This is a genomic window from Vagococcus humatus, from assembly GCF_003950325.1.
In the GTDB taxonomy this organism is placed as follows: domain Bacteria; phylum Bacillota; class Bacilli; order Lactobacillales; family Vagococcaceae; genus Vagococcus_C; species Vagococcus_C humatus.
Genome location: NZ_PXZH01000001.1, coordinates 946,860 through 966,376, shown reverse-complemented (window position 1 = coordinate 966,376; position 19,517 = coordinate 946,860). Strand labels below are relative to the sequence as shown.

Below are 19,517 nucleotides of genomic sequence, written 5' to 3'. Positions count from 1 at the left end.
AAAACCACCTAATCTTTCTTTAGGTGGTTTTTTATCATCTGAAATAAGTGTAAATAGTGAGATTCAAAAATACTATCTTTTAAATAGATAAAGTAAAAATTATGATTAGCTTGAATTTGGTTTAAGGGAATTTGGATAAGTTCTCCTTTTTTTAGCTCATCTAACACGACGGTTTGATAAATAAAAGATATCCCTTGATTAGCTTTGACTAGTGATTTTATGGTCTGGATATTACTGATTTCAAAAACTCTTTTAAAATCGTAGACTGTGCTGTTAGATTCATGTAAAACATTGTCTAAAATATGACGAGTACCAGAACCTGGTTCACGAGTAATTAAGGGAAAAGGGTATAAATCAGCTAACTCATAGCTTTTTTTCGAAGAAAATGAAGCGTGACTAGATGCGATAGGAATATATTTTTCAGAACTTAATATTTGATAGGCAAAGTCACTTTTAGGAAAATTCCCCTCAACAAAGGCAAAATCGATCTCTCCGTGAATCAGTTTAGTTAAAATCTGGGTAGTGTTTTCAACATAACAGCTTAAATTAGCTGAAGGATAGTGTTGAGATAGGCAAGTTAAAATATTAGGGAGAAAAGAGTCACTAATAGAGAGAGTAGAAGCAAGTCGAAGTTGACTAGGTTGAGTTTCTTTTAAAGCCATTTGATGTTGAACTTGGGTAATTTGACCTTGGATCTTAATAAGCGCAGTATAAAGTTCTGTTCCTTTAGAAGTTAAGGTTAGCTTGCGGTGTTGATAAGTGAACAGTTGAGTTTGATAATGTTCTTCTAGTTTTTGAATATGTTGAGAGACTGCAGGCTGTGATATATATAAGCGTTTAGCTGCTTGGGTGTAACTTTTTTCTTGACAGACCATTAAGAAAGTTTGATGTAAATCGTCTAACATAAGAATACTCCATCCTTTTATCTATAAGTTTATGTAATACTTCTATTATAATATATAATTTTTGCTTATGGTAAAAAGATGTTATTCTTATAATTGAAAAAGAGATAAAAGTTAGGTGATGAATAACATGAAACAATTTGTAGTAGAAAGAATCAAAGGGTTTTTAGCCTGTTTAGTGATTGCATTAGTTGCCCAGCAAATCGGACATATCTTTCCTCAAATAGGTGGAGCTCTTTTTGCTATTTTACTTGGTATTTTATTAGGAAATACATTGTTAAATAGGGAAAGTTTAAACAAAGGGGTAAAATTTTCTGAAAGTAAACTGTTAGAGTATTCTATAGCCCTAACTGGTTTGACCTTAAATATTCAAGAAGTGTTCGGTGTAGGGGTATCTGGCATTTTATTTATTGCTTGTCAAATGACATTAACGATTACTTGCGCTTATTATTTAGGGCGTCTATTTGGCTTTAGTCGAAAATTTTCCCTTCTTATGGGAGCAGGGAATGCAGTTTGTGGTTCTTCTGCGATTGGCACAGTCAGTCCTGTTGTTGGAGCAGAGGATAAAGATAAAGGCATCTCTATCACTGTAGTAAACTTAACAGGTACGATTTTAATGGTATTACTGCCACTGTTAACAGGTTGGTTGTACCATCATGAAACTTTGCATACAAGTGCTTTGATAGGTGGGGTACTGCAATCAATTGGACAAGTGATTGCTTCTGCTAAGTTAGTTAATGATGAAGTGACTCAATATGCTACTATCTTTAAAATTGTACGAATTATTTTTTTAGTGGTGGTTGCATTAGTTTTTTCTAAGATGAACACAGAAGAAACAGGTCCTTTATTTAAAAGATCAGCTGAAAATAAAAAGGGAACCTCAGTAGGGATACCTTGGTTTATTAAAGTATTTTTTGTTTGTTCATTAGCTATAACCTTATTACCTATTCCAAACATTATTTCAATAGCTGCTAAACAAATTAGTAGTCAGTTTGAAATTATTGCTTTAGCAGGAATTGGTATGCGAGTTAAGTTTAAAGATTTAATCAAAGAAGGACCAAAAGCATTGGCACTTGGAGGGACAATCGGTACGATTCAAGTGATTGCAGCTATTCTATTTATTCGATTATTCTTAGGATAAGTATTCGGTTGCAAAAAGATTTTAGTAATGGTATTATGTACCTATATTTATGACAACTTCATAAGAATCATGCTAAATGTATAGGTGGGTGGGATTATGCTACCCTTCTATACTTTTTTTGTGAATTAAAATGAAGAAGGAGAGGATTACGTGCATAAACAATTGCAACAGGTAGATGTAAAAAAAGAAATATTAGCAGGATTAACATCATTTTTCGCCATTTCTTATGTAATTATTGTTAATTCGGTTATTTTAGGAGAGGCAGGTTTACCACCAGAATTAAGTGTTTTTGGAACTATTTTTATTTCCATTTTAGGTTGTTTAGTGATTGGCTTTTTTGGAAAGGTTCCGATTGTGTTAACTACAGGAATGGGAGTTAATTCCTTTTTTACTTATACCTTAGTTATTTCTTTAGGGTTAAGTTGGCAAGAAGCTTTAGCTGTAAGCTTTGCAGCTAGTTGTTTGTATTTAATTGTGGCTTTTACTCCTTTAACGGAAGTGTTGATTGAACATGTTCCAGACAGTTTGAAACACGGTATTACAGTAGGAATTGGGATATTTTTATCTTTAGTAGGTCTTGAAAAGGGAGAAATTATTATAAAAGGTGAACACACCTTTATGACCCTTAATTCTTTTAGTTCTCCTGCTTTATTATTGACTTTAGCCTCACTTATTTTTACGTTATTTTTATTTTTGAAAAAAATTCAAGGTAGTTTTTTTATTGCTATTATTGTCACAACGATTGTTTCCAATGTGTTTAAAATTATTCCTAGAGAAGCTAGTGCTTTTTCTTTAAAAATGTTAAAAGACTATCCAAGTATTGTCGGACAGTTAGATTTTTCTAATGCCTTATCGACTGAATTTATTTTAGGGACCTTCTCATTAGCAATGATTTTAATTTTTGAGTCAATGGGCTTATTTAATGGGTTACTTCCTCATTTAACACAGGATGAATTTAGAAAAGTTTACCGCATTAATGGGATTATTATGATTTTATCTAGTTTGTTTGGAACAAGTCCAACCATTCCTGCAGCAGAAAGTTCTACAGGAATTCAAGAAGGTGGACGAAGTGGTTTAACAGCAGTTGTAGTCGGACTTTGTTTTATTGCTTCTATCTTTATGATTCCTTTATTATCATTTATTCCAAGCTCAGCTTTAGCCCCTGTCATTATTATTACTGGGTGTCTGATGATGTCTAATTTACAAGCTATTGACTTTCGTGATTTCAGCGAATGGTTCCCTGCATTTCTGATGATTGTCATGATGGCTTTTTCTATGAGTATTTCTGATGGATTAGCATTTGGCTTTGTTAGTTATCCTTTAGTAAAACTATTTACTGGTAAAGGAAAAGAAGTTTCTAAGCCGATGTGGTTTATCTCTTTACTATTTTGTGGCTATTTAATCGCTAAAGTGTGGATTTAAAACAAAATAACCAGTTAAAAGTCTAAAGTGGTTTTGACCATTTTAGGCTTTTTTTTTCGTGGGATTAACGCCAGTTGACGAATTAAAGAGTGTAGAGATTAAGGGAAGAAATCAGGTGACAATGATGTTGGTAGCAATTGATGAGAAAAAACAACATATTTCTTTATGGAATAAGAGAAAAGAAGAAATTCAACAGTTGAAAGGATTAAAATTTTACTGTCCAGTGTGCTATAACCAAGTAATTTTAAAAAGTGGATCCTATAAACGTGCTCATTTTGCCCATAAAAGCTTAAACTGCAGTATTAGTAGTGAAGGAGAAACCGCAGAACATTTAGAAGGAAAAAAATTACTCATTGAAAATTTAGTAAGATACGGAAAGACATGTGAACTAGAACGTTATTTTCCTAAAAGTAATCAACGAGCCGATGTGTTTGTTTCTTCTTTAGCTTTAGAGTTTCAATGCAGTCCTTTAGACGAAAACTCCTATCAAAAACGAACGTTGGATTATCAGTTGAAAGAACAGGTAACACCTATATGGCTTTTAGGGAGTAGGTATTTTCCAGCGAACAGGAAAAAATGGCGGAATGGTGAGAAGCGATTTTTTTTGTTCTCCAAAGGATTAGGTAGCTATTACTGGATATTAGATACTACTAAGCAGCAACTAGGTTTGGTTTATCATATTGAAGAAACTTTTTTAACGAGCCATTATCAAGTGAAGTGGTGGTATTTAAAGAAGTATTCTGTCTATGAGATTGTGACTCAAGTAGAACAGTTAAAAGTAACTAGTTGTTATCATTACCGAGTGAGGGACGAATTAAACAGCTGTTACCGATATCTTAGTCAAAGTTTAAATAAAAAACAGGTTAAGGTGTTAAAAATTCAAGAATACTGTTATTTGAAGCAAGGCAATCTATTAAATTTACCTATTATTTGTTATTTACCTATTGTGAGAATACCTGGAGAAATCGGTTTAATTTATTATTTAAGATGGTTGTTTCTCACAACATTACAAGAGAGAAAACAAGTAGATATGTTAGAAAGTCTTCATTTTTTATCTTTAGAATATCAAAAACAAACCCTTTTTTCTTTAGCAACAAATAAGCAATTCATTGATGAATTTGGCGAGTATCTGACTTTTTTAATAGACATTCAAGTTATTCGACAAATGAATAATAGAATTTTGTTCAATGCAGAAAGATATCAATATTTGTTAAATAAACAAGTAAATGATCTTTTAAAAGAACAACTCATTAATAAAATACAAAGTTCGGACCTTCAGCGACCAAATCCCTTAGCAAGTATGCTATTATAAAAAGTAGATGAAAATTTGAAGGGAGTTTACTCATATATGTCAGCGAAAACATTACCAAAGCGATCTGAATTAGCAGTAGAAAGTACTTGGGATTTAACTAAAATCTATGCATCAGACGAAGACTTTCAAGCAGACTTAAAACAAGTGTCGCAAGAGTTATTACAAGCAAAGGATTACCAAGGAACGTTAAAAAAAGGCGCTAAACATTTTTTACAAGGGATGGAGTTTATTCTAGAATTATCAAGAAAACTAGAAAAAATTTATACTTATTCTCATTTAAAAAATGATCAAGATACAAGTAATACAACTTATCAAGGAATGAACAGTCAAGCTAGTACTTTAGTGGCGAAAGTTAGTGAAGCTGTGTCATGGTTTGAACCAGAACTGTTATCATTAAGTGATGAACAAATATGGGGATACTTTGAAGAAGAACCTAAACTAGAAGTATATCGCCACATGGTAGAAGGAATTGTGGCTGAGCGTCCTCACGTGTTAAGTGAACAAGAGGAAGCCTTATTAGCAGGTGCTGGAGAAATATTTGGAGCATCTAGTAAAACTTATGGAATCATGTCTAACGCTGATTTAACTTTTCCAATTGTTAAAAATGAAGAAGGGGAAGAGGTTAGATTATCTCACGGACTATACGGACAATTACTAGAAAGTACAAACCGTCAAGTTCGAGAAGAAACTTTTAAACAGTTCTATAGTGTGTATGATCAGTTTCAAAATACATTCGCTACCACTTTAGGTAGTCATGTTAAAATGCATAACTACTTGGCTAAAACCCGTCATTATCAATCAGCTAGAGAAGCTTCATTAGCAAATAATCATATTCCAGAAGCGGTTTATGATACTTTGTTACAAGTGGTAGATAAGCATTTACCTTTGTTACATCGTTATGTGGCTTTACGGAAAAAATTATTAGGTGTAGATACTTTGCATATGTATGACATGTATACTCCGATTTTAGGTGAAGCACCTATTCGTTACTCTTATTCAGAAGCCAAAGAAAAGGCTAAAATTGCTTTACAACCATTAGGACAAGAGTACATGGCTATTGTGGAAGAAGCTTTTAGCGACCGATGGATTGATGTAGTAGAAAATCAAGGAAAAAGAAGTGGGGCTTACTCATCAGGGTGTTATGATACAGTTCCTTACATTCTACTTAATTGGCATGATAGTTTGGATCAACTTTATACGTTAGTGCATGAGATGGGACACAGTGTCCATAGTTACTTTACTCGTCACAACCAACCTTATGTGTACGGGGATTATTCTATTTTCTTAGCAGAAATTGCTTCTACTACCAATGAGAATATTTTAACAGAGCACTTATTAGCTACTGAAAAAGATCCTAAAGTGCGAGCTTATGTATTAAATCGTTATTTAGATGGTTTTAAAGGAACTATTTTCCGTCAGACTCAATTTGCTGAATTTGAGCATTTTATTCATACAGAAGATGCTAAGGGAGTTCCTTTAACTGCAGAATATTTAAATCAATATTACGGGGATTTAAATGCTAAATATTATGGACCAGCTGTTGCAAAAGATCCAGAAATTGCTCTAGAGTGGTCTCGGATTCCTCATTTTTATTACAATTATTATGTTTATCAATATGCAACTGGCTTTTCAGCAGCCTCTGCTTTATCTAATAAAATTGTGAAACAAGAGGCAGGAGCTTTAGATCACTATTTAAATTACTTAAAAGCAGGAAACAGTGATTATCCAATAGAAGTGATGAAAAAAGCTGGAGTAGATATGACACAAGCTGTTTATATTGAAGAAGCGATGAAAGTCTTTGAAGCACGCTTAAATGAGTTTGAAAAGATTGTAACAGATTTAGGTTTAGCTTAATTTAATTCTCTATCTCTAATAAAAATACTAATAAAAAATAAACCTCCGAAATTTTCGGAGGTTTATTTGTATAAATGAAATTCTTCTTTATTAATAAAATGATGTTGGTCGTGGTTAGTGTCAAAATGAAGGGCACAGCTAGTTGAATCTGTCCGTAACAATTCTTTTAAGACATCATTAGACGGATGTTCTTCAATCAAAACGCCAAAATCTCTGTCACATTCGTAGTTGAAAACAACGACAGCAGGTTTAGCAGTGACGCCCATTTCTTTTGCCACAATTTGATCATCTAAAAAGGCTTCTCTGACAGTGTTAGAGTAACGATCTGCATAAAACATATCCAAATCTCCTTTAACAGCTAAAACAGAATCTTGAACTAAAGTTTGTGAATAATTACCGATGTTTTGCGTAACGGCTTCTTGTAAAAGAATTAAGAATTTTCGTGCTTTCTTTTTGCCTTGCAATTGTAAGGATTTATAATCAAGTGCAATTGAATAAGAAACATCGAACAATTCATTGCGAGCTTTCATGTCTTTTGTGTCCATGATTTTTAACTCTAAAAATTGTTGAAAACTCCTTAAATTAAGTAATGGAACCATATGGAGTTTAATATCTTGATTTTCTTGAGCAAACAAATCAAGCATACGTTTTTCAGCAGCTAGACATCTTTTACAAAGAGGGTGCATAAACAAATAAATTTCAATCATTTCATTATTCCCCCCTATCTATTATAATTAAAACTTCTAATCTCTACCTATAGAGTATCAGAAATTTCACAAATAATGAAATAAAATGAACTATTGCTCTTTTTGAGCTAAAATAGCTCGAGCAATTTTATTAGCTGCTGGTCGATATATTAGTTGATTTTGTGTTAAAAAGTCTAGAAAGAAAAGACGGCCCGTTTGAGCATTGGAAACTTCCATTTCTAATTCGAAGTCATGATGGCCATGATACCAACTTTCATCTAGAACCAATAAAGCATCTTTTGTGATAGGAATTTCTATGCGAGTAGTGGTAAGTTGTCCAATTATTTGTAACTCCTTCAAAGAAAGATGATACTTGTGAGCTAACTTGTCTTTAAAATTATCCAAAGCAGGAAAAGTTTGATTTTGAATGGCTTCTTTAGCTTTAGCTAGAGATATTTTTTCAGTTGTTTCCCATAAACCATCTGTGACAGGTTCTTTTAAAGTAACTTCTGCTGCTTGTTCCAATAAGCGAATTCTTAAAGCAGTTTCTCCAGATTGAAGTTGGTGAGTACTTGTATCCCAATAAACATTTGTTTGGGTGTGATGCGAACTAGCTTCTGGTAGATATTTTTTGACTAGATTGTCAAATTCTTCTTTAGTTAACAAGCTTTTATATTCGATTTCAATTTCTTCGTGCATAACGCTAGTTAAGCCCCTTTCCGTTCTATTGCGTTAATAGTTTCTCTTTTTTTTTAGATTTCGTCAAATGAAAAGCTAATTCTTTCATTGTATTCTCATTTATTCTTCTTGATATGAGTTCTTATTTGTTTTATGCTAAAATGGTATGTGTTTAAAATTAGAGTGAGAGTTAAAAGGGGTTAGGTTTATGCAAGATTGGGAACTGTTTTTAGCACCCTACGAACAAGTTGTATCAGAATTAAAAGTAAAACTAAAAGGAATTAGACAACAATATCGCGATCAAAATTTACATACACCGATTGAATTTGTGACAGGACGAGTTAAACCTATACACAGTATTCAGTTAAAGTGTCAGCTAAGAGGTATTCCTGAATCTAAAATCGAAAGGGAAATGCAAGACATTGCTGGTTTAAGAATTATGTGTCAATTTGTTGACGATATTTACGAAGTAGTTCGTCTAATTCGGTTACGAAATGATTTAAAAGTGATCCAAGAAAGAGATTATATTTCTAATAGAAAAGAAAGTGGGTACCGCTCTTATCATTTAATTGTAGAGTATCCAGTTCAATTAATTGATGGTGAAAAGAAAATTTTAGCAGAAATTCAAATTCGGACCTTAGCTATGAATTTTTGGGCAACTATTGAGCATTCGTTAAATTATAAATATCAAGGGGAATTTCCTGAGAAAATTAATGATCGTTTAAAAAATGCCTCAGAAGCAGCTCATCAGCTAGATGCAGAAATGTCTAAAATTCGGGAAGAAATTCAAGAAGCCCAACATTTATTTTCACATGGCAAAGGAGCCCATCATATAGAAGCAGTTAATTCACCCTTGTTGTCAAAACTTAATGAAGAGGAGTCACAACAGGGAAAAGCAAGTAAAGGATGATAACTATTATGAAAGTAGCCTTAGTGACCAATCATTCAGAAAAGTCGCAAAAAGCAATGGCTCAATTAGAACAAGAATTAGCGGCGGCTGGGATTGAACAAGATCAAGCCCAACCTGATATTGTCATTTCAGTTGGTGGAGACGGCACATTATTATCCGCTTTTCATCAGTACATTCATCAGTTGGACCGTGTTCAGTTTGTGGGTATTCACACAGGACATTTAGGTTTTTATACAGATTGGCGTGACTATGAAGTGAAAGAGCTTGTCAAAAGTTTAACAGAAGATGTTGGGCATAGTGTTACTTACCCATTATTAGATGTGACGATTGAGTTTCATTCAAAACCAGACCAACACTTTTTAGCACTAAATGAGTGCAGTGTGCGACGAATTAATCAAACAATGGTAGCAGACGTTTATATTAAGGAAGAAAAATTTGAACGATTCCGAGGGGACGGCTTAACCGTAGCTACCCCTACTGGATCAACAGGTTACAATAAAAGTATTGGAGGAGCAGTTATTCATCCAAGAGTGAATGCTCTTCAGTTAACAGAATTCGCTTCTTTAAACAACCGAGTTTACCGAACGCTAGGTTCACCAATGATTATCGCAAGTGATGAATGGGTAAGGCTGGTCTTAGAAGAGGCAGATGATTATTTTATTGGTATTGATCAACTTAATTTTCAAGATAAAGATGTGAAACAAGTCACTTTAAAGGTGGCTAAAGAGCGTATTCAGTTTGCTTCTTATCGACACACTCATTTTTGGAGACGAGTAAAAGATGCCTTTATTAGAAAATGTGAGGATGACGAGGTTGAATCATGATTTTTACGTGGAATTACCAAGAAAATGAGCCGAAAACAATAAAAAAATTTGTTAAAGAAGTTGGGTTGTCTAAAGGATTGTTAGCCAAAGTCAAGTTTCAAGGAGGACGTATCGCTGTTAATGGTAAAGAAGAGAATGTTTTATATAGTCTAAAAAAAGGTGACTTACTAGAAGTGACTATTCCAGATGAAGAAGAACATGAAACCTTATTACAAGATAACCAGCCTCTAGAAATTATTTATGAAGATGAGCATTTTTTAGTGGTGAATAAACCAATTCAGGTGGCATCTATTCCTGCTCAGTTTCATCCTAATGGAACAATGGCTAATCGGGTAAAACATTATATTATGGAGAAAAACTATCCTAATAAAGTGGTTCATATTGTGACACGCTTAGATAGAGATACTTCAGGTTTGATGTTATTTGCTAAACATGGCTTTGCTCATGCTTTACTAGATCAACAATTAAGAAACAAGCAAGTTCTTAAAAAATATGTAGCACTGGTGGGAGGAAATCATGATCAGTTAGCTTCTCATGAGATGATTACACTACCTATTGAAAGAGATACTACCTCTATTTTGAAAAGACAAATAGGAGAACAGGGATTATCTGCGCAAACAGAATACTGGCTAAAGACAAGCTATCCAATGTGTTCTTTAGTAGACATCAGACTACATACTGGTAGAACTCATCAAATTCGTGTTCATTTTGAAGGAATTGGTTGTCCTTTGCTAGGAGATGAGCTATATCATGGCAACATGGATTTAGGAATTAAGCGTCAAGCATTGCATTGTGAAAAGTTAAGTTTTACTCATCCTTTTACTAAAGAAATGCTGACATTAACAGCCCCTTTACCACAAGATATGATCAAAGTCATTGACGAGCAGACTGAGCTTAAACGGAGGAATGAAAATGAGTGAACATATCGATCCAATAGAAGAACAATATAAACTACTACATCAACGATTAAAAAATGAACAACTCCAAGAGTTTAGAAATGAATTGTTAGATCTACATTTATACGAGCAAGGTCTTTTTTATGTGTCTTTAGATGAAGAAGAAAGACAACAAATTTATACCTATCTTTCTCCAAAGGAAATGGGGGATATTTTTGATGTTTTAGAAGAAGAAACAGAAGAAATGCCTGAGTATTTGGAAGAGATGCGTCCTCAATATGTTTCAGATATGCTATCTGAAATGTATACGGATAACGCAGTAGATATCTTAAAACAGCTAGATAAAACAGAAATAGCTAAGTATTTAAGTCTTATGAATCATGAAGATGTAAAAGAAATTAAAGCGTTACTTCATTATGAAGATGAAACTGCTGGGGCTATAATGACAACTGAATATGTTTCGATTGTGGCCAACCAAACTATTCGTTCAGCGATGTATTTACTAAAAACCGAAGCTTTAGTGGCAGAGACAATCTATTATGTGTTCGTTGTAGATGATTTTAACCATTTAGTAGGAGTTATTTCTTTAAGAGATTTGATTGTACATGATGAAGATGAATTGATTTTTGATGTGATGAATGAGCGAGTTATTTCTGTAAAAGTTGGTGATGAACAATCTGATGTTGCAAGAATGATTAAAGATTATGACTTCTTAGCAATTCCAGTAACAGATTATGACGATCATTTATTAGGGATTGTAACAGTAGATGATATTATTGATGTAATCGACGAAGAAGCAACGAGCGATTATTCAGGATTAGCAGGGGTAGATGTAGACGAAGCCAGCGAACACCCAATAAAGGCAGCTTCTAAACGCTTGCCTTGGTTAATAACCTTATTATTTCTAGGAATGTCTACAGCCACCTTAATTGGACAATATGAAGCCTTAGTTAGTGAAGCTAGTGTGTTAGCTGTTTTTATTTCTTTAATCACGGGAACAGCTGGAAATGCTGGGACTCAGTCATTAGCAGTAGCAGTTAGGCGTTTAGCTGTTCAAAATGAAAAAGGAAATAATTTTTTTAGAATGATTCTCAGTGAATTATTAACAGGACTTGTAACTGGAGCTATTACAGGCTTGACTATTTTCATTATTGTAGGTATCTGGAAACATAATTTTATGTTAGGTTTTGTGATTGGCATGGCTATGCTGTGTGCTATTACAGTAGCTAATTTAGCTGGTAGTTTGATTCCTATGTTAATGGATAAATTAGGATTTGATCCTGCAGTAGCAAGCGGTCCATTTATTACAACACTTAGTGATTTGACTAGTGTTTTGATTTATTTTAATATTGCTAGTTTATTTATGCGCTACTTTATTAGTTAAATAAACAGAACCCACCTGACTCAATAAACAGAGCTAGGTGGGTTTCTTTATCTAACTAAACAATTTTTGTTCCATGGACTTCGTGGACGTTTAAGGTCTCACTAACTAATGTCGCATTTTCAGAAGTAATACCACCACCAGGTAAAATAATTAGCCGATGATTAGCATAGGCAATCAATTCTTGTAGGTGAGCGAAATTATCTTCAATAGGAGTGCCACTAGGACCACCGTGAGTTAAAATTCGGTCAACTTGATGGTCAACTAACCAATCAATCGCTTCTTTTTGTTTAGCTAAGGGAATAGCATCAAAAGCCATATGAAAGGTTATTTGTAAACCGTTGGCAATGTCTAGTAGTTCTTCCATTGCTTCTTCATCAATCCAACCATCTTGGGTTAAACAACCTAAGACTACTCCGTCAACTTGAGCCTTTTTTGCTTCAAAAATATCGCGTGTCATAATTTTTAGCTCAGTATCAGAATAAACAAAATGACCTGCTCTAGGGCGAATAATAGCCATGACTGGAATGTCTTTTTCATGACAATATTCCACCGTAGTTTCCATTACACCTAGACTAACTGTAGTGCCACCTACAGCTAGGTTATCACATAGTTCAATTCGTTTAGCTCCTTTTTCGATAGCAGCTGGAACATGTTCAAAATTTTCTGCACAAAATTCTTTTAATAGCATATATGTAGCTCCTTTTAACTTATTATGTCATTTATTGTATCATAAAGAATAGGCAGAATTTGAGATTTTATTGGAGAAGATATCTAGGAAGGCATAGAGTTAAATGAAAAGCTATGTTAAAATTTGATAGGATTAACTTATTTAGATGAAAATAAAAGAAAATTATCTCATTTAGTTTAAAAGGAGAAGAATATGCGTCAAAAAAAAATAGATAAAGCATTGACATTTTTAGAAAAAAATTATCATGTTTTTGCTTGCCCAGTTTGTCAGCAAAAATTTAATTATCCAACTGATTATAGTTTAGTATGTGAGAATAATCATCGATTTAATCTATCGAAAAAAGGCACTGTTTATTTCTTGTCTCATCAGGTTCAGACAGATTATAATGAAGAAATGCTAAAGGATAGACAGAAAATGATTGAGCTAGGATTGTATGAACCTATGTTAAAAGTTATTTATCAACATTTACCTGAAACAGCTAATCCAGTTACAGTAGATGTAGGGTGCGGTGAAGGAAGTTTCTTAAAACAGTTAATGGACATGGGGTTAGAAGGAACTAACATTGGGTTTGATTTATCTAAAGATGGTATTCAATTAGCAACTCAGCATGATTTGGATGCTTTTTTCTGTGTAGCAGATTTAACTCATTTACCTTTTGATAACCAGCAAGTAGATTGTCTTTTGAATATTTTTTCTCCAAGTCATTATGAAGAATTTCAACGAGTGTTAACAGAAGATGGCTGTGTGTTAAAAATTATTCCCGAAGAATTTTATTTAAAAGAATTAAGAGAAGTGTTTTTCAAAGATCAGCCAGAGAAACAGCATTATTCTAATGCTTTAGTAAGAGAGAAATTTTCACAAGAGATGAACTTAGTACATGATCAGCGGATTACTTATCAGTTTAGTATCCCTAAAACCCATCAACAAGCTGCCTTGAAAATGTCACCTATGCATTGGGGAGCAACTTGTGACATGGAGACGTTACTTGATGAAGCGGAATTAGATTATTTAACGGTAGATGTCCGTTTATTGGCAGGTAAAGGAAAAAAATAATGAAAAAAACGCTTTATTATGAAAAAATGAAAATTTTTTGGTAAAAGTGTTGCAAAAGTATGAAGCCTTTGTTATAGTGTCATTAAAGCAATTTTTCGTTGGTTTTTCTCAGATTCCTGTTCTGATAAAAGTTAATGAAGGAGGCTTCACTAACGTAACGACTCGCCGTGCTTAGACACCGAGTTGATACGTTCTTTTTTTTGTCCAAAATTAATCAAGATAGAATAATTTAGCAACGGAGGCTAAAAAAATGAATCATATCGTACTATTTGAACCAGTTATTCCAGCGAATACAGGAAATATTTCAAGAACCTGTGCCGCAACGAACACACCATTACATCTGATTGAACCACTAGGATTTTCAACTGATGACAAGCACTTAAAACGAGCAGGTTTAGACTATTGGAATGCTGTAGATATTCGCTACTATCCTAATCTAGAAGCGTTTTTAGATAAAGTGGACGGAGAGCTTCATTTGATTTCTAAATTTGCTCATCAAGTCTATAGTGATGTGGATTATAATGATGGCAAGAATCATTATTTTCTATTTGGTAAAGAAACTACTGGCTTACCAGAAGAGTTTATGCGTCAAAACGAAGAAAAATGTATTAGAATGCCAATGAATGATGAACATGTTCGTTCTTTAAATTTATCTAATACTGCAGCTATTATGATTTATGAAGCATTAAAACAACAAAATTTTCCTAATTTAGAGTTAACGCATCACTATGAACATGATAAACTAGACTAAAGTCGCTAAAAAGTAAAAGTGAGGAGATTTAAATGAAACTTTATTTTACAAGACATGGAAAAACTCGTTGGAATGAAGAAAAAAGATTTCAAGGTTACCAAGGGGATTCCCCATTACTTGAAGAAAGCTATTTGGCTATTGATCAGTTAGGCAAACATTTAAAAGATATTTCGTTTGAAGCGGTTTATGCCAGTCCTCAAAAAAGGGCCAAAGATACAGCTGAAGGAATTATAAGTCATTTAAAACATACTCCTACCATACAGTTTACCGATGATTTACGTGAGATTGGTTTAGGGAGTTTAGAAGGAGTTAAAATAAGCGAAGCTCGTCAGGTATATGATAAAGAATTGGACCATCTACGTTATCAGCCTGATTTATATGATCCAACTGCTTTTAATGGTGAGAGCTATCAAGATGTCATGAAAAGAAGTATGGATTTTATAATAGAGGCAGTGAATAAAGCAGAGAAAGGCCCTCTTTTATTTGTCAGTCACGGGACTACACTAACAGGATGTATTCAAATGTTAGCAGGAGCACCTTTGAAAGATGCACGTAAAATGGGAGGATTAGGGAATAACACCCTATCTGTTTTGGAGACAAAAGGGCGTCAGTATCCGCCTTTTAACCTAGAAACATGGAACGATGATTCCTTTTTAGCAGTGAAACAAATAAATTCGGTAGATTTATAAATAATTTATATAAGAAGAGAAGTAGGTGAGGCAATGGAAAACAGCGAAGAGTTAAAGGAATGTTATATTGTAGGAAAGGTCTTAGCTATTTTCTTTCAAAATCCTACCAACTTTTATAAAGTTGTGTTGGTAAATGTTTTAGATACTAATACAGGCTATTTAGAAAATGAAATTGTAGTAACTGGTAATTTTGGAGATTTACAAGAAAATGATTTGTATCAATTTAAGGGACATATAGTTGAGCACCCTAGATACGGCTTACAGTTTCAATCTGAAACTTATCAACAAGAAAAGCCTACAACTAAAAGTGGGCTAGTAGCTTACTTGTCTAGTGATCAATTTCCAGGCATTGGTAAAAAAACAGCAGAGAATATTTTAGATGCCCTAGGCTCTGAAGCAATTGATATTATTGTAGAACAACCTGAAAGATTGAAGGAAGTTAAGGGATTAACACCTAAAAAAAGGCAGATGTTAACAGAGAAAATAAGACTGAATTATGGGATGGAACAAATCGTTCTTCAGTTAAATAGTTATGGCTTTGGTAATCAGTTATCCTTGTCGATTTATCAGCATTACCAGGAAAAAACATTAGAAGTCTTGAGAGAAAATCCGTATCAGTTAACCGAGGATATTGAAGGGATTGGGTTTAAACGAGCAGATCAATTAGCTGAGCAATTAGGCTATGAGGCGACTTCACCTAGACGAATTCAAGCAGGCATTCTACATGAGTTGTTCCAATTAAGCATTCTGGCAGGAGACACTTATGTAGAAGCGGACCAACTACTAGTGGAAACTATTCAGACTCTTGAAGGGAGTCGTCCTGTTGAAATCCTACCTGAATTGGTGGCAGATCAGATTATCGAGTTGGTTCAGCAAGAAAAAATTCAACAAGAAGAAACAAAATTATATGACAATTCTTTATTTTATGCAGAATGGGGAATTGCTAGTCAAATTCAGCGTTTATTAGAACGAAAAAAAGAAATTAATTATGAGGAAAAAGAAGTAGAACAAGCTCTTAAAGCGATTCAAAAAAGAGAAGGTATCAAGTATGGTCCTTCTCAGTTGTTGGCGATTAAAGAAGCCATTAAATCTCCGTTATTCATTTTAACTGGCGGACCTGGAACAGGAAAAACAACAGTGATCAACGGCTTAGTGATGTTGTTTGCTGAATTGAATGGTTTATCTCTTGATTTAGATGATTATACCAATGATCTTTTTCCTATCTTATTAGCAGCACCAACTGGCAGAGCAGCTAAACGGATGAATGAAACCACTCAATTGCCATCAGGGACTATTCATCGTCTATTAGGTTTGACAGGACGAGAGAAGAATCCAGAGGCGGTTGCGAATGATTTAGATGGTAGCCTATTAATCGTGGATGAAATGTCTATGGTGGATACTTGGTTAGCTAATACACTTTTAAAAGCCATTCCAACTAACATGCAAGTTATTTTAGTTGGAGATAAAGACCAATTGCCTTCTGTAGGACCAGGACAAGTTCTTCATGATTTGTTAACCATTCCAACTATTCCTAAATGTGAGTTAGTAGATATTTATAGACAAGGAACCGATTCAACGATAATTTCTTTAGCTCACTCAATAATAGAAGGTCAGCTTCCAGTAGATTTTACTCAGAACAAACCGGATAGATCTTACTTTGAATGTCAAGCCTATCAAATTGAACCAGTGATTAGACAAATTGTAACTAGAGCAAAAGAAAAAGGTTTTGAAGCAAAAGATATTCAAGTTTTGGCACCAATGTACCGAGGACCTGCGGGGATTGACCGATTGAATATTATGCTACAAAATATTTTTAATCCTAATGAAGATGGTACTAGGAAAGAAGTTACTTGGAATAAACAGGTATATCGAATTGGAGATAAAGTGTTACAGTTGGTTAATAACCCGGAATCAAATGTGTTTAACGGAGATATGGGAGAAATTACTGGGATTAGTTTAGGTAAGGAAAATGAAAGTAAGGTAGATGAGTTAACAGTTCGTTTTGATGAGGTTGAGATTGTTTATCCTCGCAATGAATGGAGTCAATTGACTTTATCTTATTGTTGTTCAATTCATAAATCCCAAGGCAGTGAATTTAAAATGGTGATTGTCCCAATGGTAATGTCTTTTCAGCGTATGCTACAAAGGAATTTATTGTATACAGCTATTACAAGAAGTAAAGATATTTTAATTTTATTAGGAGAAGAACAGGCTTTTTCGCTATGTGTGAACAATTTAGGCACAGAGAGAAAAACTACCTTAGTTCAGCGGATTATATCGAGTACAGCAGGTGAACTAACCCATCAGCTAACCCAAGAATTGCAACAGCAACTAAAAGAAACACCTAAATTGAAGGAAAAAAAAAGAAAAGAGCCATTACCTGAAACAAAAGAAATTTCTCTATTTGATGAGACGGTGGATGAGTTTCATGTGGAAGAAAGTGAAGCATTACCAGACTATTTAACGATAGAGCTGATTAAACAAAGGGTAGTTGACCCTATGATTGGTATGGAGGGAAAAACTCCTTTTGATTTTATGTCTTGTAAATAAGTGTAAAACCCCCTAGCTATTGATAGTTAGGGGGTTTTTAGAAAAATAACAGGTACTATTTATACTTATAACCAAAAAAGTCGTTCTCGAACTGAAAAAGAGATGTCAAAAGCTCTAGGACTAATAACTTCACCGTCGGCTTGTCCAAATTGAGGTGTAGTGGAAACAATTCGAATTTGAGAACTTTTATAGTGGTGAACGTGTTTAGAGTTTAAATGTTTTTGGCGTAAAAGTAGGAATGCTAAGTGAATAATTTTAAATAGGTTGATTCTTTCTACAATAATTAGTTCCATACAAGCTTCTTTAGGACTAGCATTAGGTGCAATCGCCAAACCTCCGCCGAAATAAGGATGATTAGTAGTTGTACATAAGTAAGCTTGGTTAAAGGATTTAGTTTCACCGTTGACTTCTACCAGAATAGGGAACCCTTTTTGTTTAAACATAACATGCATAGCAGCTAATAGATAAGAAAGAGAGCCTAAATGATAACGATTTAAATTTTTTTTCGATTTAGATGCATTGGCAGTAGCAACGATGTTAGCATCTAGACCAATGCCTAAATTGTTAGTAAATAAACCTTCTTCTTGTTTGATTTGCTCTAAATAGTGAACTACTGTAAAAGGTTGTGGCTGTTTAACGGATAATATTTGCTGTAAAGCTTCTATGGGATCTCTTGTTAATTGGACTCCTCTTGCAAAATCATTGCCAGAACCAGAAGGAATATAACCTACTGGGATATCTGTTTCATCTCCTAAAGCATTCACAACTTCGTGGAGAGTACCGTCGCCACCAATTACTACTAATAGAGGAAATTTTTTTGTTGTATCAGAGTCTGACCAGGGTTTTAAATGTGTTTGTTTTAATTGTTGTGTCAGTTCAATAGCATGACCTTGATAATTAGTAATTTTTGCTTGGTAGGAAATGTGATGTTCAACAAGCCACTTCAGTACGACATCTGCTGCTTGTTCACCATTGCCACTACCAGCTTTTTTATTTATGATAAAAAATAACTCTAAATGTGTCATCGGATGCTCCTTTCACAAATTAATATTATACCAAATATTGATAAAAAAACCATGATAAAAGTGCTGATTATCAGGTTAAACAAAAGATGCTTGAATTTCAAAGAGAATTCCTCTATAATTCATTGTTGGGCGTCTTTGGATGAAGACATAAAAAAACATCACGCGGTTCATCAACCATCCCGCGTCAACAAAACTAGGAGGAGGTATAATATGACAAATAAAAAAACAAAGTTATTAATTCAAAATGGTGTTATTGCAGCGATGTATTTAGCTTTAACGATTGTAGTTTCACCAGTTGCCCAAGGTCCTATCCAATTTCGGATATCTGAAAGCCTTAATCATTTAGTAGTATTTAATAAAAAGCTAATGTGGGGAGTTTTCGGAGGAGTAGTAATTTATAATCTACTTTTTTCTGAGTTTGGCTGGTTGGATATTGTATTTGGAGGAGCTCAAACTTTGATTGCTTTAAGTTTGACTGCTGTATTAAGTCGCTATGTTTCTGATGTTAAAAAACGTTTAGCCCTTAATATTTTCTTTTTTACAATAAGTATGGCATTAATTGCTTGTATGCTTCATTTAGCGATTGATTTACCATTTTGGCCAACTTATGGAACAACTGCCTTAAGTGAATTTATCATTATGACTTTGTCAGCTCCCATTATGTATGGGATTAGTCAATATGTTAAATTTGATCAGTTATAAATGACTTTTAAAAAGGTAAACAAAAAGACCACCAATTTGGTGGCCTTTTT

The 19,517-nt window shown here is 33.8% G+C and carries 18 protein-coding genes; 13 read left to right on the top strand and 5 right to left on the bottom strand.

Annotated elements, in window-relative coordinates; genetic code table 11:
• Positions 1-8: 8 nt before the first annotated feature.
• On the bottom strand, positions 9-905 hold the full coding sequence (locus C7P63_RS04665; RefSeq protein ID WP_125942984.1) for a LysR family transcriptional regulator: 897 nt from the start codon (positions 903-905) through the stop codon (positions 9-11).
• Positions 906-1,032: 127 nt separating this feature from the next.
• On the opposite strand from C7P63_RS04665, the gene C7P63_RS04660 reads away from it, so the two are divergent.
• The 4 genes from C7P63_RS04660 (at position 1,033) to pepF (ending at position 6,631) form a co-directional block, all read left to right on the top strand.
• Positions 1,033-2,043 (top strand): YeiH family protein, encoded by a 1,011-nt coding sequence (locus C7P63_RS04660; RefSeq protein ID WP_125942983.1) that lies wholly within the window; start codon positions 1,033-1,035, stop codon positions 2,041-2,043.
• Between the two features lie 150 nt (positions 2,044-2,193).
• Positions 2,194-3,465 (top strand): NCS2 family permease, encoded by a 1,272-nt coding sequence (locus C7P63_RS04655; RefSeq protein WP_125942982.1) that lies wholly within the window; start codon positions 2,194-2,196, stop codon positions 3,463-3,465.
• Positions 3,466-3,586: 121 nt separating this feature from the next.
• Positions 3,587-4,777 carry a competence protein CoiA gene (locus tag C7P63_RS04650; RefSeq protein WP_243640803.1) on the top strand — a complete coding sequence of 397 codons (1,191 nt, stop codon included), beginning with the start codon at positions 3,587-3,589 and terminating at the stop codon, positions 4,775-4,777.
• A 36-nt stretch (positions 4,778-4,813) separates the two neighbouring features.
• The gene (pepF, locus tag C7P63_RS04645) at positions 4,814-6,631 is read left to right on the top strand and encodes an oligoendopeptidase F (protein WP_125942980.1); all 1,818 of its coding nucleotides are present in this window, start codon (positions 4,814-4,816) and stop codon (positions 6,629-6,631) included.
• A gap of 62 nt (positions 6,632-6,693) precedes the next feature.
• On the opposite strand, the gene C7P63_RS04640 is transcribed toward pepF, so the two are convergent.
• Complete coding sequence (locus C7P63_RS04640; RefSeq protein WP_125942979.1) at positions 6,694-7,338, bottom strand: DsbA family protein; 645 nt, start codon at positions 7,336-7,338, stop codon at positions 6,694-6,696.
• 90 nt (positions 7,339-7,428) lie between these two features.
• A complete protein-coding gene (locus C7P63_RS04635; protein WP_125942978.1) occupies positions 7,429-8,016 on the bottom strand; it encodes a CYTH domain-containing protein in 588 nt (195 codons plus the stop codon).
• Positions 8,017-8,203: 187 nt separating this feature from the next.
• Here C7P63_RS04635 and yjbM point away from each other — a divergent pair, with 187 nt between their 5' ends.
• The 4 genes from yjbM to mgtE are packed head-to-tail and all read left to right on the top strand — an operon-like array spanning position 8,204 to position 12,009.
• Positions 8,204-8,905, top strand: a complete 702-nt coding sequence (gene yjbM, locus C7P63_RS04630; protein WP_125942977.1) for a GTP diphosphokinase — start codon at positions 8,204-8,206, stop codon at positions 8,903-8,905.
• A gap of 8 nt (positions 8,906-8,913) precedes the next feature.
• Positions 8,914-9,729, top strand: a complete 816-nt coding sequence (locus C7P63_RS04625) for an NAD kinase (RefSeq protein ID WP_125942976.1) — start codon at positions 8,914-8,916, stop codon at positions 9,727-9,729.
• A complete protein-coding gene (locus tag C7P63_RS04620) occupies positions 9,726-10,649 on the top strand; it encodes an RluA family pseudouridine synthase (RefSeq protein WP_125942975.1) in 924 nt (307 codons plus the stop codon). Before C7P63_RS04625 ends, C7P63_RS04620 begins: the two co-directional genes overlap by 4 nt.
• On the top strand, positions 10,642-12,009 hold the full coding sequence (mgtE, locus tag C7P63_RS04615; protein WP_125942974.1) for a magnesium transporter: 1,368 nt from the start codon (positions 10,642-10,644) through the stop codon (positions 12,007-12,009). The genes C7P63_RS04620 and mgtE overlap by 8 nt, the downstream gene beginning before the upstream one ends.
• A 55-nt stretch (positions 12,010-12,064) precedes the next feature.
• Here mgtE and C7P63_RS04610 read toward each other — a convergent pair whose 3' ends face one another.
• Entirely contained in the window at positions 12,065-12,697 is a 633-nt protein-coding gene (locus C7P63_RS04610) for a copper homeostasis protein CutC (protein WP_125942973.1), read from the bottom strand.
• A gap of 192 nt (positions 12,698-12,889) precedes the next feature.
• On the opposite strand from C7P63_RS04610, the gene C7P63_RS04605 reads away from it, so the two are divergent.
• From C7P63_RS04605 to recD2, 4 genes are all read left to right on the top strand, one after another.
• Complete coding sequence (locus C7P63_RS04605; RefSeq protein ID WP_125942972.1) at positions 12,890-13,750, top strand: methyltransferase domain-containing protein; 861 nt, start codon at positions 12,890-12,892, stop codon at positions 13,748-13,750.
• A 250-nt stretch (positions 13,751-14,000) separates the two neighbouring features.
• Positions 14,001-14,501 (top strand): tRNA (uridine(34)/cytosine(34)/5-carboxymethylaminomethyluridine(34)-2'-O)-methyltransferase TrmL, encoded by a 501-nt coding sequence (trmL, locus tag C7P63_RS04600; RefSeq protein ID WP_125942971.1) that lies wholly within the window; start codon positions 14,001-14,003, stop codon positions 14,499-14,501.
• Between the two features lie 32 nt (positions 14,502-14,533).
• Positions 14,534-15,190, top strand: a complete 657-nt coding sequence (locus C7P63_RS04595; RefSeq protein ID WP_125942970.1) for a histidine phosphatase family protein — start codon at positions 14,534-14,536, stop codon at positions 15,188-15,190.
• Positions 15,191-15,223: 33 nt separating this feature from the next.
• Entirely contained in the window at positions 15,224-17,740 is a 2,517-nt protein-coding gene (recD2, locus tag C7P63_RS04590) for an SF1B family DNA helicase RecD2 (RefSeq protein WP_125942969.1), read from the top strand.
• Between the two features lie 65 nt (positions 17,741-17,805).
• Here the strand turns inward: recD2 and C7P63_RS04585 are convergent, their stop codons facing one another.
• Entirely contained in the window at positions 17,806-18,765 is a 960-nt protein-coding gene (locus tag C7P63_RS04585; protein ID WP_125942968.1) for a diacylglycerol/lipid kinase family protein, read from the bottom strand.
• A gap of 210 nt (positions 18,766-18,975) precedes the next feature.
• Here C7P63_RS04585 and C7P63_RS04580 point away from each other — a divergent pair, with 210 nt between their 5' ends.
• Complete coding sequence (locus C7P63_RS04580; protein WP_125942967.1) at positions 18,976-19,467, top strand: QueT transporter family protein; 492 nt, start codon at positions 18,976-18,978, stop codon at positions 19,465-19,467.
• Positions 19,468-19,517 lie beyond the last annotated feature (50 nt).